The sequence below is a fragment of the Bacillus sp. CD3-5 genome, from assembly GCF_006349665.1.
GTDB classification, from domain to species: domain Bacteria; phylum Bacillota; class Bacilli; order Bacillales; family Bacillaceae_G; genus Bacillus_A; species Bacillus_A paranthracis.
Window position 1 is genome coordinate 190,486 of sequence record NZ_VEPX01000006.1, and the last position, 16,604, is coordinate 207,089.

A 16,604-nucleotide genomic window follows, 5' to 3' on the forward strand; every position below is an offset into this window, starting at 1 on the left:
CAAAAGACCCCCTCTCATCCCATATGTATGAAAAAAGAGCTTGTAATATCACGTCCAAACTGAAAAAAGCATAAAAAAACGTCTCATACGAAATGAGACGTTTTTTTATGCTAATAGCTGGATAACCAGCTTATTCACAAGCGATCCATCTGTTTTACCTTTTACTTTCGGCATAACAGCAGTCATCACCTTACCCATATCTGCTTTAGACGTCGCACCAACTTCAGAAATAACTTGCTTGATTATATCAACTAGCTCTTCTTCCGTTAATTGCTCCGGCAAATATGCGCTTAAAATCTGAATTTCACTTTGCAGTTTATTAACAAGGTCTTCACGACCAGCTTTTTTAAATTCAAGGAGGGAGTCCTTATGCTGTTTTACTTCACGAGCTAAAACTGTTAGTTCCTCTTCTTCAGTAAGAGTATGCTGTAGTTTAATACCTTCATTTTGTAAAGCAGCCTTAACCATACGAATGACGGTTAATTTTTCTTTTTGTTTATTCTTCATCGCTTGTTTCATATCATCGTTTAAACGACCGAGAAGACTCATAACTTACACCCTCTCTTAGAATTTACGCTTTCTTGCCGCTTCAGATTTCTTCTTACGTTTTACACTTGGTTTTTCATAAAACTCGCGCTTTCTTGCTTCAGCAAGTGTACCAGTTTTAGAAACCGATCTTTTAAAACGGCGAAGTGCATCCTCCAAAGACTCGTTTTTACGAACGACTGTTTTTGACATTCTCTTTCCCTCCCTCCGAAACATCACACTTACATACTAACTCCAGCATGCAAAAAGAAACACTTCTTCAGCATGTCTTTTACGATTATAATACATTTTATCACTTCAGGTCAACTATTTGGCAGAATAAAAGAAGAATAGATGCTCTTCCTTTTTCAAAAACTATGCAGATAGCTGTTATCCTTTCCCCTGAAGGCAACTATATTTTTATCATTACACCTTTTTTCATGCAGGAACGTACGAAACAACTACTCATTTCATACATTTTCAGTACTTAACTTCTCCACTAAAAAAGAAAGCATGCAAATCGTTTCCGTTTGCATGCTTTTTTATCCCGATTGGTCCGGGCTAATAATGAGCGGGGAATGAATCCCACGCTCATTAAAGTTTCACTTTATGCGCTTGCTGATTCCTTTTTCACATCATCTTCAAGGACACGAACAAATTGCGCTTCGTTATATGGATAACCAGCTTTTGTGATTTTTACTTTCACTAGTTTACCGATTAATTCTTCTGATCCTTCAAATACAATTTTCAAGTAGTTATCTGTATAACCCACATATAGGCCTTCACGGTCGCCCTCTTTAAATTGTTCTTCTGGAATAATTTCAAGTACTTCTCCTTCAAACTGTGATGCATACTCTTTCGCTAATTGATTAGATAGTTCAATTAAACGGTGAACACGATCATTCTTCACATCTTCAGGAACTTGATCTTCCATACGCGCTGCAGGTGTTCCTGTACGTTTTGAGTACGGGAATACGTGCAACTCAGAGAAGCGATTCTCTTTAATGAAATTGTATGTTTCCATGAATTCTTCTTCTGTTTCACCTGGGAAACCAACGATTACGTCTGATGTAATCGCAAGACCTGGTAACGCTTCTTTCAAACGATCTAAGCGCTCTTGGAAAAATTCCATCGTATATTTACGACGCATACGCTTTAATACAGTATTAGATCCAGATTGCAACGGAATGTGTAAGTGACGTACGACTACTTCAGACTTATCTAACACTTCAATTACCTCATCTGAAATCTGACTCGCTTCAATAGAAGAAATACGAAGACGTTTTAATCCGTCTACTTCCGCTTCCATATCACGAAGTAATCCAGCTAAGTTATAATCTTTAATATCTTCACCGTATCCACCTGTATGAATACCTGTTAATACGATTTCCTTATAGCCTGCATCTACTAATTGCTGCGCTTGTTTAATAACTTCTTTCCCATCGCGAGAGCGCATTAAACCACGCGCCCAAGGAATAATACAGAATGTACAGAAGTTATTACAACCTTCTTGTATTTTTAAAGATGCACGTGTACGGTCCGTGAAGTAAGGTACATCAAGTTCTTCATATACACGTGTTTTCATAATGTTACGCACAGCATTAATTGGCTGACGCTCTTTACGGAATTCTTCGATGTATCCTAACATTTTTTCACGATCTTGTGTACCAACTACAATATCTACACCTGGAATCGCCATAATTTCCGCTGGAGATGTTTGTGCATAACATCCTGTTACACAAATAACCGCATCTGGGTTTTGACGAACAGCACGTCTAATAACTTGACGACTTTTCTTATCCCCCGTATTCGTTACTGTACATGTATTAATAACATATACATCAGCTTTTTTTTCATATTCAGTTCTTTCATATCCACCTTGTTTAAACAATTGCCAAATGGCTTCTGTTTCATAGTGGTTTACTTTACAACCTAACGTATGGAACGCAACAGTTGACATTGATCATCACCCCATCAATTCAAAATGATACGAAGCAGCACTTAACGCATATAACGGCGCCGTTTCTGTTCTTAAAATTCTTGGTCCTAAACTACATGGTACAAATTTATGTTCACGAAGCGCTGTAATCTCTTCCTCAGCCAAACCGCCTTCTGGGCCAAATACAATCAATAACTTTTGACCTGGTTTCATCATCGTTAAAGCTTTCGCAAAATTAGATTTCTCGCCTTGTTTCGCTTCCTCTTCGTAAGCAACAAGGCAAACATCATACTCATGACTCATTGACAGCAATTGTTTAAACGATGCTGGGGCGTGTACTTCTGGAATTTCACTTCTATGTGATTGTTCCGCAGCTTCTTTCACAATTTTTCTTAAACGTTCAACTTTTTTATCCGCTTTTTTCGCATCCCATTTTACGATAGAGCGAGATGCTTGAAATGGTAAGAATGCAGCTGCCCCAAGCTCAGTTCCTTTTTGAAAAATTAACTCTAGCTTGTCTCCTTTCGGCAGTCCACTTGCAATCGTCACGAAAACAGGAAGTTCACTTGACGCCTCTACCCATTCTACAATAGCCGTATGAATAAATTCACTGGTAATTTCATCAATTGAACATACGGCTGTTTTTCCGTTTACACAGCAATAAATGTGATCACCAGCTGACATACGCATCACTCTTGCGATATGATGTACGTCATCACCTACAATGCGAATACTTGTCTCATTTACATATTTCTCTTCTACAAAATAACGTTGCATATAATCACCTTAGTAGAGTTTCGTTCCTTTCGTAAGTCAAAACTTACGAAAAGAACGAAACGTTATCATTTTTCATATAACAAACGGCAAGTCCCTCACCTTATAGTGAGAGACTCCCCCTTTTCATTATAGACTAAAATCTATATTACGCATTTCGTGCAATAATTGCTACCCAATCTTCCATTCGCAACACTTCTTCAATCGTAAATCCAGCTTTTTCTAGCGCTTCAGAAATTACTTTTTCCTTCGCAGCAATAATGCCCGATGTAATAAATAATCCGCCTGACTTCACAACTCTCGCTGCATCTTCAGGGAATAAAAGAATAATTTCTGCTAATAAGTTAGCTACGATTAAATCAACAGGACCTTCAATACCTTCTAAAAGACTATTTTGTCCAACAGATACGATATCATCTGTTTTATTTAAACGTACATTCATTTCTGCACTTTCAACTGCAACTGGATCTAAATCATATGCTTGAACAGAAGACGCACCTAATTTTGCTGCTGCAATACTCAGTACACCAGAACCTGTTCCTACATCAATGATTGTATCACCTGGCTGTACTGTTTTTTCTAAAGCGCGGATACACATCGTTGTTGTTGGATGAGTTCCCGTTCCAAATGCCATACCTGGATCTAATTCAATAATTTTTTCTTCCGGAGAAGATGGTGTATATTCTTCCCACGTCGGCACAATTGTGAATGTATCAGAAATTTGTACTGGATGGTAATATTTTTTCCAAGCAGTAGCCCAATCTTCTTCATTGACCTCGTTAACGGTAATATTTCCAGTACCAATTTCGATGTCGTAAGATGGAAGAGCATCAATAGATGATTTTACACTTGCAATTGTTTCATGTAAAGAATCCGTTTGTGGGAAATAGGCTTTTATTAACACACCTTCCGCCGGGTACTCATCTGGGTTCAATGCATAAATTTCACCATATTGTTGCTCGCGCTCTTTCGTCAATTCCGCTGGATCCTCAATCGCAACTCCACTAGCACCAGCTTCATGTAAAATATGAGAGACAGCTTCTACTGCTTCTTCTTTTGTATGAATACTAATTTCTGACCATTTCACAATTTACCAACTCCAATTTTTATTTCCATTATTCCCCTTTGAAAGCACGTTTAAGCTTTCCGAATAAACTATCATCCTGCTCTTCTTGTCCTGCAAATTCACGCAATAAATCTTTTTGCTGTGAAGTTAATTTCGTCGGTACAACAACACGTACGACTACATATTGATCTCCTTGACCGTATCCACGTACGTTCGGGGCACCCTTTCCTTTTAGGCGGAATTCTGTTCCTGTTTGTGTTCCTGCTGGAATTTTCAGCTTCACTTTACCATGAACAGTAGGAACTTCTACTTCATCACCAAGTGCCATTTGCGCAAATGTTAATGGCATTTCGCAAATAATGTGATCTCCTTCGCGCTCAAAGAATTCATGATTTCTTACATGAACAACAACATATAAATCTCCTGCTGGGCCGCCATTTACGCCCGCTTCACCTTTTCCAGATACGCGGATTTGTTGACCATTATCAATACCTGCTGGAATTTTAACATTGATTTTTTTACGTTTACGAACTTTACCAGAACCGTGGCATGTCGTACATTTTTCTTTAATGATTTGCCCAGTTCCTGAACAATGACCGCAAGCTTGACGGTTTACGATACGACCAAATGGTGTATTTTGTTCTACACTTACTTGCCCTGATCCTGAGCAATGTTTACATGTTTCTTTTGAAGTTCCTGGTTTTGCCCCGCTACCTTTACAAGTATCACATGGATCTTCTACTGGAATCTCAACATTTAACTCTTTACCAAAAATAGCTTCTTCAAAATCTAAAGTGACTTGATATTGTAAGTCAGCACCTTGGCGCGGAGCATTTGGATCACGACGTCTGCCGCCACCGCCGCCAAAGAATGAACTAAAGATATCTTCAAAACCGAAGCCACCGCCGAAGTCTCCTCCGCCGCCAAAGCCACCGAAGCCTTGATTAGCACCAGCATGACCAAATTGATCATATTGCGCACGCTTTTGATCGTCGCTTAATACTTCGTATGCTTCTTGTACTTCTTTAAACTTTTCAATTGCATTTTCTTCTTTACTTACGTCTGGATGGTATTTTTTAGCCAAACGACGATACGCTTTTTTTATTTCATCTTTTGAAGCACCCTTGCTAAGTCCAAGGACCTCATAATAATCTCGTTTACTCATAAATTTACAACCCCCGAATCTTTCACATAAACGTAATTTTAACACCGAAAGAAAGTGCTTTGCAACAAAGTTTCCTCACTTACAGTATGCAAAGTAAAAAACTTAAGACCCTCACACATTCCTTCTCATTCGTGAAAAAAGCCAAAGCCAAGGCACGCTTGACTTTGACTTTTTGTCATCTTACTTATTATGTTTAAAGTTGAATTACTTGTCTTCTTTTACTTCTTCAAACTCAGCGTCTACTACATTGTCTTTCTTCGCGCCAGCATCTTGTGCTCCTTGTGCACCTTCTGCTTGCCCTGCAGCTGCTTGAGCTTGCTCATATAGTTTAACAGTTAGTTGTTGTACAATTTCTTGTAAAGCGTCTTTTTTCGCACGGATTTCCTCAAGCTCGTTCTTCTCAATCGCAGCTTGTAATGCTTCTTTTGCTTCTGTTGCTTTTGCAACTTCAGCTGCATCTACTTTACCTTCTAAATCTTTTACAACTTTATCTGTTTGGAATACAAGTTGGTCAGCTTCGTTACGAAGTTCAACTTCTTCCTTACGTTTTTGGTCAGCGTCAGCGTTTGCTTCTGCTTCTTTTACCATACGATCTACTTCTTCATCAGAAAGACCTGAAGAAGATTGGATTGTAATAGCTTGTTCTTTGCTTGTTCCTAAATCTTTTGCACGTACGTTAACGATACCGTTCGCATCAATATCGAATGTTACTTCGATTTGTGGAATACCACGTGGTGCTGGTGGGATATCCGTTAATTGGAAACGTCCTAACGTTTTGTTGTCAGCTGACATTGGACGCTCACCTTGTAATACGTGAATGTCTACTGCCGGTTGGTTATCAGCAGCTGTTGAGAATACTTGTGATTTACTCGTTGGAATTGTAGTGTTACGCTCGATTAATTTCGTGAACACACCACCCATAGTTTCAATACCTAAAGAAAGTGGAGTTACATCTAATAATAGTACGCCTTCTACATCACCAGTAAGTACGCCACCTTGAACTGCAGCACCTAATGCTACAACTTCATCCGGATTTACACCTTTATATGGTTCTTTACCAGTTTCACGTTTAATAGCTTCTTGCACAGCCGGGATACGAGTAGAACCACCTACAAGGATAACGCGATCTAATTCACTTGCAGATAGACCAGCATCTTTTAAAGCACGACGAGTTGGTTCTAATGTTCTTTCAACAAGGTTTGCTGAAAGCTCTTCGAATTTCGCTCTTGTTAATGTTAATTCTAAGTGTAATGGACCAGCAGCTCCAGCACTAATGAATGGCAATGAAATTTGTGTTTGTGTTACACCTGAAAGATCTTTTTTCGCTTTTTCAGCTGCATCTTTCAAACGTTGAAGTGCCATTTTATCTTGGCTTAAATCAATGTTATTTTCTTTTTTGAACTCAGCTACTAAGTGATCGATGATAACTTGGTCAAAGTCATCTCCACCAAGACGGTTGTCACCAGCAGTTGAAATAACTTCAAATGTTCCATCTGCTAACTCAAGGATAGATACGTCAAATGTACCGCCACCTAAGTCATATACTAAGATTTTTTGCTCTTCATCTTGTTTTTCTAAACCGTAAGCAAGCGCTGCTGCTGTTGGTTCGTTAATGATACGCTCAACTTCTAAACCAGCGATACGACCAGCATCTTTCGTTGCTTGACGCTCTGCATCGTTGAAGTATGCAGGTACTGTAATAACAGCTTTTGTTACTGTTTCACCTAAATATGCTTCAGCAGAAGCTTTTAAGTTTTGTAAAATGATTGCAGAAATTTCTTGAGGTGTATATTCTTTACCTTCGATTTCTACTTTGTAGTCTGTACCCATATGACGTTTAACAGACATGATTGTATTTGGGTTTGTAATTGCTTGACGCTTTGCTACTTCCCCAACTTGACGTTCTTCATTTTTGAAAGCTACAACAGAAGGTGTTGTACGGTTTCCTTCTGGATTTGGGATAACCTTTGGTTCTCCACCTTCCATAACAGCTACACAAGAGTTTGTTGTACCTAAGTCAATACCGATAATTTTACTCATGGCGAATCCTCCTACTTTTATGTAAATTATTGATTTACTTTTACCATCGATGGGCGAATTACACGGTCTTTTAATTTATAACCTTTTTGGAATTCTTCCACAACCGCATTTGATTCAAATTCGCTGTCTTCTACTTGCATAACAGCTTGGTGTTCATGAGGATCAAACTGTTTACCAACAGCTTCAATCGCTTCTACACCTTCTTTTGTCATCGCTTCTAACAATTGACGATATACCATTTCCATCCCTTGTAATAAGGACTTCATTTGCTCATCAGTTGCTTCCACTTGCATCGCTCTTTCAAAATTATCAAGAGCTGGCAAAATATCTGAAACAAGACTTTGTGCTCTATATTTTTCAGCAGCCTGTTTATCCATTTGAACACGACGCTTATAATTTTCAAAATCAGCCTGTAGACGTAGCATACGGCCTTCCGTTTCCGTCAGTTTCGCTTGCAATTCATCTACTTTTTCTTGTAAAAGAGCAGCCTCACTTTTTTCTTCAACAGTTTCTTCGCTGTCTTCAGATGTTACGGCTTCTTCAACTTGTGCTTCTTTTACTTCTTCTTTCACTTCTTCTACAACTTGTTCGTTACGCTCTTCCACAATTTTCACCTCCTTAAAAGGTATTAGGTATCATGCATAGCATGATTACCTAAGTATAGTTATATATTACACACAGTGATGTATTGCTTATCACTTGAGCGAATGTATTCTTCTTCATTCTTTATTTTTTTAGTCCATCTGTAATTTGCCTTGTAAATAACTGCAACAAACTAATTACACGAGAGTATTGCATTCTCGTTGGACCTAAAATTGCAATTGTTCCAAGTTGTTCTTCTCCAATCGAATATGTTGCAGAAATCAAACTACAATCTTCCATGGCTGTCGCAGAGTTTTCCCTACCAATTTTCACTTGAATACCAACTTGTTTATGACGCAAAATATCATAAAACTCAGCTTCGTTATCAATCATGGTAAGTAAAGATCTAACTTTTTGAATGTCATGAAACTCTGGTTGCGAAAGCATATTTGCCTTCCCTCCAAAGTATATCTTTTCCGATAACGGAACTTGAAATGTACCATCCAATATTTTTATTGCACTATCGTAATTATGAACATACCCACGCAATACCGTAACAATCTCCTTAAAGATTTTATTATGGAGTTCCGACATTGGTACGCCCGATAGCTTTTCATTTAAAATATTAACCATTTTTTCTAAATCTGATAAATCAACAGATTCCGGAACGGTAATCGTTTTGCTTTGTACATGCCCTGTATCCGTTACAATAATAGCGACTGCGGTTTGACGATCAAGCGGAACAATTTGTACGTTTTTAAGTTTATTTGTGCTTAACTTCGGTCCAAGAACAATGGCCGTATAATTTGTAAGCTCTGATAAAATTTGAGCTGATTGTTGTGCAATCTTTTCCGCTTCAAAAATTCTTTCAGCAAATAAATCTTTAATTTGTACAATTTCATCGTTCGGTAAATTTTGCGGCGCTAAAAGATGGTCTACATAAAATCGGTATCCTTTTTCAGAAGGAACACGTCCAGAAGAACTATGCGTTTTCTCAATAAATCCTAGTTCCTCTAAATCAGCCATTTCATTTCGTATAGTAGCTGAACTAAATGTAATTTCATCTTTTTTAGCCAACGTCCTTGACCCAACAGGTTGCGCTGATCCAATAAAGTCATCAATAATTGTTTGTAAAATTAAGAGCTGACGTTCCGTAAGCATCTCATCATCACCTCTGTTAGCACTCTTTGTCTTCGAGTGCTAAATCTATTAATAACTTACCAAAATTGACATTCAATTGTCAACGGAAACGTCACGAAATAATGAAACTTTTTCACGTTAATGGAACATTTAATTAGTCAATCAAAAATGATTGGAATACTTCATTCCCTAATAATTTTCCTTTTCGCGTTAAACGAACATATCCATCGCTCTCTTCAAGCAATCCTTGTTCTTGGTTGTTTTGTAACTGCTTCGCGAAAACTTGATCCATTTCCATATTAAATTTCTTTTGAAACGCTATTTTAGATACACCTTTTGTTTTTCGGAGTCCTAAGAACAACTCTTCTTCCATTTTTTCTTTCTCCGTCACCACGTGAACATCTAAATACGGAAATCCGGTTTCATCGATTTTATTGAAATATTGCTTGAGCGGCCCTACATTTTGGATACGTTCTCCATTTACATAACTATGCGCTCCAGCTCCAAATCCATAATACTCTTCATTATTCCAGTATGTGAGATTATGTCTACTTTCATTATTACCTTTTGAAAAATTACTAATTTCATACTGGGTATAGCCATGTTTCTCCATTTCATCCATTACCATTTCGTACATTTTCGCTTCATGGTCTTCACCTGGAAGTCTTAATTTCCCTTTATTCATTAAGTTATAAAATACTGTTTTCGGTTCCACAATTAATGAATATGCCGAGAAATGTTGTACACCAAGCGTAAAAGCAATGTCTAATGTTTCTTTTACATCTTCTATCGTCTGTCCTGGCAGAGCATAAATAATATCTACATTTATATTTTTAAAGCCTACTTCCTGCGCTTCTCTAATTGCTACAAACGCATCTTCTCTCGTATGCTTACGTCCAATTTTCTCAAGCAATTCATCTCGAAATGTTTGCACCCCAAAACTAATTCGGTTCACTCCACCTTCTAGCAATACATTTAATTTCTCTTTCGGCAAATCACCTGGATTCGCTTCAAATGTTAATTCGCAATTCGGGGCAAACGGACGTAAACGACGATTTATAATATTTAATAATTTCTTTGTCTGTTCCATATTTAATGCTGTTGGAGTGCCCCCGCCAACAAAAATCGTTTTCATACTATCAAACGGTACCTTTTGAACTGTATTTATTATTTCTTTCTCTAAATACTCTAAATATTGATCGACCGGCTGGCGTTCAATAAACACTTTATTAAAATCACAATAGTGACAAATATGCTGACAAAACGGAATATGAATATATGCAGCTTGCACCAAAAATAACTCCTACCTTTCTAAAAAGAAAACCTCCGCGCTCGGGAGGCTTCTTTTACTTCTCTAACGTATTACGAATTTGTTCCATTCGCATTTTTCCCCAATCATACATCATTTCAACGATTGGTAAAAGCGACATGCCTAATTCCGTCATATAATATTCCACTCGCGGTGGAATTTCTGGGTATACTGTTCGATCAACAATCCCATCTTCCATTAACTCTTTTAATTGGTTTGATAAAACTTTATGAGAAATGCTCGGAAATAATCGCTGTAATTCACTAAAACGATGAGGCCCTTCCACACCAAGATGCCACAATATTACAACTTTCCACTTTCCACTAATAATAGAAAGCGTCAATTCCTTTTCACAATTAAAATTGCCATTTTGTATTTTTTCTTGAATATCTTTTCGAATATTTTCGGACATTAACAAACTCCTAACTTTATATGAACTAAAAAGCTCTCTCACTATTGTAAATGAGAGCTACTCAGATGTCTAAAAAGTAATTATACGTAAAAAAGAAGCCGCATAAACGACTTCTTTTTTTCATTCCAACTATTAGTTGTCATCCATTTTCAGTACAGCCATGAATGCTTCTTGCGGTACTTCTACAGAACCAACAGACTTCATACGTTTTTTACCTTCTTTTTGCTTATCAAGAAGTTTACGCTTACGAGAAATGTCACCACCGTAACATTTCGCAAGTACGTTTTTACGCATCGCTTTAATTGTAGAACGCGCTACAACTTTGTTTCCGATCGTCGCTTGAATTGGCACTTCGAACTGCTGTCTTGGAATTAATTCTTTTAATTTTTCTACGATTACTTTACCACGGTCATACGCTGAATCACGGTGTACGATAAATGATAGAGCATCGACTTGCTCAGAATTTAAAAGAATATCCATTTTCACAAGTTTAGATGGCTTGTAACCAATTAACTCATAATCAAATGATGCATATCCTTTCGTATTTGATTTCAACTGATCGAAGAAGTCATATACGATTTCTGATAATGGGATTTCATATGTCAATGTAACACGCGTTTCATCTAAATATTGCATATCAATAAACGTTCCGCGTTTACCTTGGCAAATTTCCATTACAGCTCCAACATAGTCATTCGGAACCATAATTGCTGCTTTAACAAATGGCTCTTCAACACGATCAATTGTCTGTGGATCCGGCATATTAGACGGGTTATCGACAATCATGTCTTCACCATTCGTTAAGAATACTTTATAAATAACACTTGGCGCTGTTGTAATTAAATCAATTTTAAATTCACGTTCAATACGCTCTTGAATGATTTCCATATGAAGAAGTCCTAAGAATCCACAACGGAAACCAAATCCTAGCGCTTGAGATGTTTCTGGCTCAAACTCAAGAGCAGAATCGTTTAATTCTAATTTCTCTAGCGCATCACGTAAGTCGTTGTAACGTGCAGAGTCAATCGGGTACAGACCACAGAATACCATTGGATTTAATTTACGGTAACCAGGTAATGGCTCAGCTGCTGGACGTTTCGCATGTGTAATCGTATCACCAACGCGTGTGTCACCAACATTTTTAATCGATGCCGCTAAGAAACCTACATCACCTACTGTTAACTCATCACGTTGCGTAGTTTTCGGTGTAAACACACCTACTTCTGTTACTTCAAATTCTTTTCCAGTTGCCATCATACGTACTTTATCGCCAACTTTTACCGTTCCATTTACAACACGGATATACGCAATTACACCGCGGTATGGATCATATAAAGAGTCAAAGATCATACATTGTAACGGTTCTTCTGAATCACCTGTTGGTGCTGGCACTTTTTCAACGATTTGTTCTAAAATCTCTTCGATACCAATCCCAGCTTTTGCCGAAGCAAGTACAGCTTCTGATGCATCTAACCCAATTACATCTTCCACCTCTTGGCGTACACGCTCTGGGTCTGCACTTGGTAAATCGATTTTATTAATAACCGGTAAAATTTCTAAATTGTTATCAAGCGCTAAGTATACGTTTGCTAACGTTTGCGCTTCAATACCTTGCGCTGCATCTACTACAAGAATTGCACCTTCACAAGCCGCTAAACTACGAGATACTTCGTACGTAAAGTCGACGTGTCCTGGTGTATCAATTAAGTGAAGAATATATTCTTCGCCGTCTTTTGCTTTATAGTTTAATTGTACTGCGTTTAATTTAATTGTAATACCACGCTCACGCTCTAAATCCATAGAGTCAAGCAACTGAGCTTTCATTTCACGTTGTGTTAACGCGTTTGTTTTCTCTAAAATACGGTCTGCTAACGTTGACTTTCCGTGGTCAATATGAGCAATGATAGAGAAATTACGAATTTTGGACTGTCTTTTTGCTCTTTCTTCTTTGTTCATCTATGTTCTCAACTCCTAATAGTCTCGCCAATATACACTAGCACTGATTATATCAATAGAGCAGCAAAGATTCAATGAAAACTCGTGCTGCTTACAATACAAATCATTCTATTTATATCTTATGCGAACAAACCATAAGAGACAAACCTTTTTCAAATTAAAGAACGGCTGTCTTACAAACCTGTAAAACAACCGTCCTCCGTTTGACTCTTAACTAAAAATCCCTTTTACTTTCCCAACAACTATATCTGTTCCAAACTTTGTTATTTCATAGGCAACGCTTGCTATCGCCATACCCATTCCTTCTACAATATTAAAACTTTTTAAGCTTTCTAATTGTTTTTGTTTTTCAGTAGCGGAAAACGAACCTTCCAAAGTTTCTGATTCAGTGGCCTCACCTTTTGTTCCTGTCATATGAGCGATTTGTTCATACGACATTTGCTGATAACCTTTCATACTTTTCAACCCATGATTTGCAAGTGCCACCCCTGCTATTACCATAAGTAAGCATATAGCCACACTACATATACATAAAAGCGAAAAGCGGCTTACATGATTATCGTCACTTCCCATCAATGTGTATATGCTCCTGTATTATCTTGGTCAATTTGATGATGCAGCGCTGCATTTAAACCACTTGCTATTACATTTGCCATATCCTCTATGAAGGCATCCACTTCTTTCGGAGTCACCATTAAATTATGACCAAGAGGAGATAACACTTCATAAATTAATTTTCTCTTCTCTTCATCTTCCAGTGTACCTACAGCACCTAAAAACATATTCCGGCTCTTTTCATCCGGCATATCCTCTTCTGTTAATTTTTTCTTTTCTCCAAATGTAAAACCAGCCGGCAACAAAGATCGGGAAGGTTTATTTCCTTCTTTCATCTCCCGTCCAAAATGTTTCAAAATAAAATCAATTGTATCGCTTGTAATCGAAACGGCATCCACCACAGTCGGAACACCAATTGCGATAACAGGAATACCTAATGTTTCTTTACTGAGTTCCTTACGTTTATTCCCAACACCCGACCCTGGATGAATTCCTGTATCAGAAATTTGTATCGTACTATTTACCCTTTCAATAGAACGAGCAGCTAATGCATCAATTGCAATGACAAAGTCTGGCTTTGTCTTCTCAATGATTCCATAAATAACATCGCTCGTTTCAATTCCTGTAATCCCCATTACCCCCGGCCGAATTGCACTAACAGGCCTAAACCCTTCTTCTACACTTTCAGGCTGCAATTGAAACAAATGTCTCGTTACCAATACATTTTCTACAACTATCGGTCCAAGCGCATCCGGCGTTACATTCCAATTTCCAAGACCAACAATTAAACAACTCGCTTCTTTCGTAACGCCAACCTCTTCTAAGAAATAAGAAAATTCTTTTGCAAAAATACGCTCTACTTTTTGTTGCAGCTCCGTATCTTGTTGACGTATACCTTGTACTTCAAGCGTTAAATAATTTCCAGGTTTTTTACCCATCGAGTCAGAGGCAGCTTCATCAATTGTAACTTTTGTAATGGTAATACCTTCTTCTTCCCTCTCTTTTACAATAACGCCTTGTATCCCTTTTTGCTCTTCTTGACGCTCTTGCAGCATTTGATGCGCCTCTACAGCAAGATCCGTTCTAACACTATATTTACTTAAATCTAATGGTTCTTTCATCGTATCTCCTCCGTCATTCATAGTAAATATCGTTAGATTTCCCAAAGTTATATAAGGTCATTCTTTCCTTTACGTGAAATTTCATAGATATACTATTGCAATTCTCTTCACCGTTTGATAGAATATCACTTGTTCTATGTTAAGAATCGAGTCATTCGATTGCACCAGGGAGGTGAAAAGTATGGCAAACATCAAATCTGCTATCAAACGCGCTAAACTTAGCGAAGAGCGTCGTGCACATAACGCTTCTATCAAGTCTGACATGCGTTCTGCTGTTAAAACTGTAGAAGCTTTAGTTACTAATAACGATCTTGAAAATGCTAAAGAAGCTTTCAAAACTGCTTCTAAAAAACTTGACAAAGCAGCTCGTAAAGGTCTTATCCACCAAAACGCTGCAGCTCGTCAAAAATCTCGCTTAGCGAAACAAGTAAACGCGTAAGGCGTTTAAAAAACGATCCATTCGGATCGTTTTTTTATATACAAAAAAGTTCACGCTCTTAGCACGTGAACTTTTTTTGTTTCATCACATATGATTTAACCGCATTAAGAAAAACTCGAGCACAAGTTTTTTATCCATTTTTCCCGTTTTCATACTATAATCAGCTTCCGCTAATTCCATTATCACTTTTTTTAATTCTTCAAAAGAGAAAAACTTCGTTTGATTCATCGCTAATTTTACACGATATGGATGCACACCAATATGAGACGCGATTTGATTTTGGCCGTAACCACGCTGCTGTAACTCTTTCACTTGATGCAGTAAACGAAATTGACTTACTAATAACGCAAGTAATTTAATAGGTTCCTCCTGCTGCGTAAATAATCCATCCAAAATTTGCATTGCACCCGCGATATCTTTTTTTACCACTTTTTCTGTCAAAGCAAACACATTTTGTTCAACTGATTTTGGCACAAGCTCTGCAACGAGTTTCGGTGTAATGTCTCCGCCCATACCGACATATAACGTTAACTTGTCCATTTCCTTCGCCAACATCGTTACATTACTTCCCACAAGCTCTAACAACAAACTAACAGCCGCATGATCAATATGCACATGCACTTCATCTGCCCGAGCAACAATCCACTTCTGAACATCCTGCACTTGCATTGCATTCGCTTCTACTACATCCGCTGTTTTCTTTAATAGTTTTGTAATTTTTTTTCGTTCATCCAGCTTTTCGTAAGGCGCAACAAAAACAAGAATAGAAAAGGGAGAAGGTTCCCCGATATATTCTTCTAAAATTTTTATATTTTGTTCTAACTTTTCTTTTTGTGAAGTTAAAAAGAGTGGTGATTTTATTAATAACACTTTACGTTCTCCGAAAAAAGGAAGTGTACGTGCATCCTCAACCACATCTTCTAAATATGCTTCTTCTAAATCATATGTAACAACATTAAACTCGCGATCTTCCTCTTCAAGCGCTTCTGTTGTAATAAGCTTTATCGTTTCATTTATAAAAAACGCTTCCGTTCCATACAGTAAATATAACGGAGCAAACTGCTTCTTTTTAATCTTTTTATGTATATCACTCATACTTTTTCCTACTCCCTAACTTGGCAATATATATTTATACTAATGCCCTAGCTTTTGTTTTACAAGTACAAAGGAACAGGCAATATAACCCGTCCCTTTATTTATATTAAACGCCACGCAATAAGCCCCGGGTTTCTTATTGGTGTGCGGTAATCACCTTCCCTTTATTATTCGCAATAAAAATTCGAGTATAAGTGCCAACTGTTAACATGCTTGGAAACAAAAATTCACATTACTTCATGATCTAAAAGTAGTAAAAACGCTCTATTTCTCCTCACATGGAAATTGTAGATTTTTTTCTGACAATATTTTATACTAAAGTGGAATGTTGGGGAGGGATTCTAAATGAATGATTTTGAACAAAACGTTCAAAGTAAACGCAATGACGCTATTGATTCAGGGGTAGGATTTATCGTCTCATTTGGTTTTTTCGCAACACTTTTCATCATTGCAACTGTTATTAAATTTATCGGTTCTTAAAGACTG

17 protein-coding genes are annotated in these 16,604 nt (G+C 37.5%); 2 read left to right on the plus strand and 15 right to left on the minus strand.

The window, feature by feature from the left end; translation table 11 throughout:
• Window positions 1-105 precede the first annotated feature (105 nt).
• From FH036_RS14360 to gpr, 14 genes are all read right to left on the minus strand, one after another.
• Window positions 106-549, minus strand: coding sequence for a GatB/YqeY domain-containing protein (locus tag FH036_RS14360; protein WP_000054571.1), 444 nt, complete (start codon window positions 547-549; stop codon window positions 106-108).
• Between the two features lie 15 nt (window positions 550-564).
• Window positions 565-738 (minus strand): 30S ribosomal protein S21, encoded by a 174-nt coding sequence (gene rpsU / locus FH036_RS14365; protein WP_000048061.1) that lies wholly within the window; start codon window positions 736-738, stop codon window positions 565-567.
• A gap of 394 nt (window positions 739-1,132) precedes the next feature.
• A complete protein-coding gene (gene mtaB / locus FH036_RS14375; RefSeq protein WP_000108677.1) occupies window positions 1,133-2,485 on the minus strand; it encodes a tRNA (N(6)-L-threonylcarbamoyladenosine(37)-C(2))-methylthiotransferase MtaB in 1,353 nt (450 codons plus the stop codon).
• 6 nt (window positions 2,486-2,491) lie between these two features.
• Complete coding sequence (locus tag FH036_RS14380; RefSeq protein ID WP_001190151.1) at window positions 2,492-3,241, minus strand: 16S rRNA (uracil(1498)-N(3))-methyltransferase; 750 nt, start codon at window positions 3,239-3,241, stop codon at window positions 2,492-2,494.
• Window positions 3,242-3,386: 145 nt separating this feature from the next.
• A complete protein-coding gene (gene prmA / locus FH036_RS14385; protein ID WP_000872093.1) occupies window positions 3,387-4,325 on the minus strand; it encodes a 50S ribosomal protein L11 methyltransferase in 939 nt (312 codons plus the stop codon).
• A 28-nt stretch (window positions 4,326-4,353) separates the two neighbouring features.
• On the minus strand, window positions 4,354-5,469 hold the full coding sequence (gene dnaJ / locus FH036_RS14390) for a chaperone protein DnaJ (protein WP_000043935.1): 1,116 nt from the start codon (window positions 5,467-5,469) through the stop codon (window positions 4,354-4,356).
• A 204-nt stretch (window positions 5,470-5,673) separates the two neighbouring features.
• Window positions 5,674-7,509 carry a chaperone protein DnaK gene (dnaK, locus tag FH036_RS14395; RefSeq protein ID WP_000034690.1) on the minus strand — a complete coding sequence of 612 codons (1,836 nt, stop codon included), beginning with the start codon at window positions 7,507-7,509 and terminating at the stop codon, window positions 5,674-5,676.
• A 26-nt stretch (window positions 7,510-7,535) separates the two neighbouring features.
• Window positions 7,536-8,114, minus strand: a complete 579-nt coding sequence (grpE, locus tag FH036_RS14400) for a nucleotide exchange factor GrpE (RefSeq protein ID WP_000392720.1) — start codon at window positions 8,112-8,114, stop codon at window positions 7,536-7,538.
• A 121-nt stretch (window positions 8,115-8,235) separates the two neighbouring features.
• Entirely contained in the window at window positions 8,236-9,252 is a 1,017-nt protein-coding gene (hrcA, locus tag FH036_RS14405; RefSeq protein WP_000954950.1) for a heat-inducible transcriptional repressor HrcA, read from the minus strand.
• A 133-nt stretch (window positions 9,253-9,385) separates the two neighbouring features.
• Window positions 9,386-10,525 (minus strand): radical SAM family heme chaperone HemW, encoded by a 1,140-nt coding sequence (gene hemW, locus FH036_RS14410; protein ID WP_025991619.1) that lies wholly within the window; start codon window positions 10,523-10,525, stop codon window positions 9,386-9,388.
• 52 nt (window positions 10,526-10,577) lie between these two features.
• On the minus strand, window positions 10,578-10,952 hold the full coding sequence (locus FH036_RS14415; protein WP_001293546.1) for a winged helix-turn-helix transcriptional regulator: 375 nt from the start codon (window positions 10,950-10,952) through the stop codon (window positions 10,578-10,580).
• A 132-nt stretch (window positions 10,953-11,084) separates the two neighbouring features.
• The gene (lepA, locus tag FH036_RS14420) at window positions 11,085-12,908 is read right to left on the minus strand and encodes an elongation factor 4 (RefSeq protein ID WP_001030957.1); all 1,824 of its coding nucleotides are present in this window, start codon (window positions 12,906-12,908) and stop codon (window positions 11,085-11,087) included.
• Between the two features lie 210 nt (window positions 12,909-13,118).
• Window positions 13,119-13,481, minus strand: coding sequence for a YqxA family protein (locus FH036_RS14425; RefSeq protein WP_000534316.1), 363 nt, complete (start codon window positions 13,479-13,481; stop codon window positions 13,119-13,121).
• The gene (gene gpr, locus FH036_RS14430; protein WP_000662632.1) at window positions 13,481-14,584 is read right to left on the minus strand and encodes a GPR endopeptidase; all 1,104 of its coding nucleotides are present in this window, start codon (window positions 14,582-14,584) and stop codon (window positions 13,481-13,483) included. Before gpr ends, FH036_RS14425 begins: the two co-directional genes overlap by 1 nt.
• Window positions 14,585-14,765: 181 nt before the next feature.
• Here gpr and rpsT point away from each other — a divergent pair, with 181 nt between their 5' ends.
• Complete coding sequence (gene rpsT, locus FH036_RS14435; protein ID WP_001274011.1) at window positions 14,766-15,023, plus strand: 30S ribosomal protein S20; 258 nt, start codon at window positions 14,766-14,768, stop codon at window positions 15,021-15,023.
• Window positions 15,024-15,107: 84 nt separating this feature from the next.
• On the opposite strand, the gene holA is transcribed toward rpsT, so the two are convergent.
• The gene (gene holA, locus FH036_RS14440; RefSeq protein ID WP_001279918.1) at window positions 15,108-16,118 is read right to left on the minus strand and encodes a DNA polymerase III subunit delta; all 1,011 of its coding nucleotides are present in this window, start codon (window positions 16,116-16,118) and stop codon (window positions 15,108-15,110) included.
• A gap of 345 nt (window positions 16,119-16,463) precedes the next feature.
• Here holA and FH036_RS14445 point away from each other — a divergent pair, with 345 nt between their 5' ends.
• Window positions 16,464-16,598, plus strand: a complete 135-nt coding sequence (locus FH036_RS14445; protein WP_000997609.1) for a YqzM family protein — start codon at window positions 16,464-16,466, stop codon at window positions 16,596-16,598.
• Window positions 16,599-16,604: the final 6 nt, after the last annotated feature.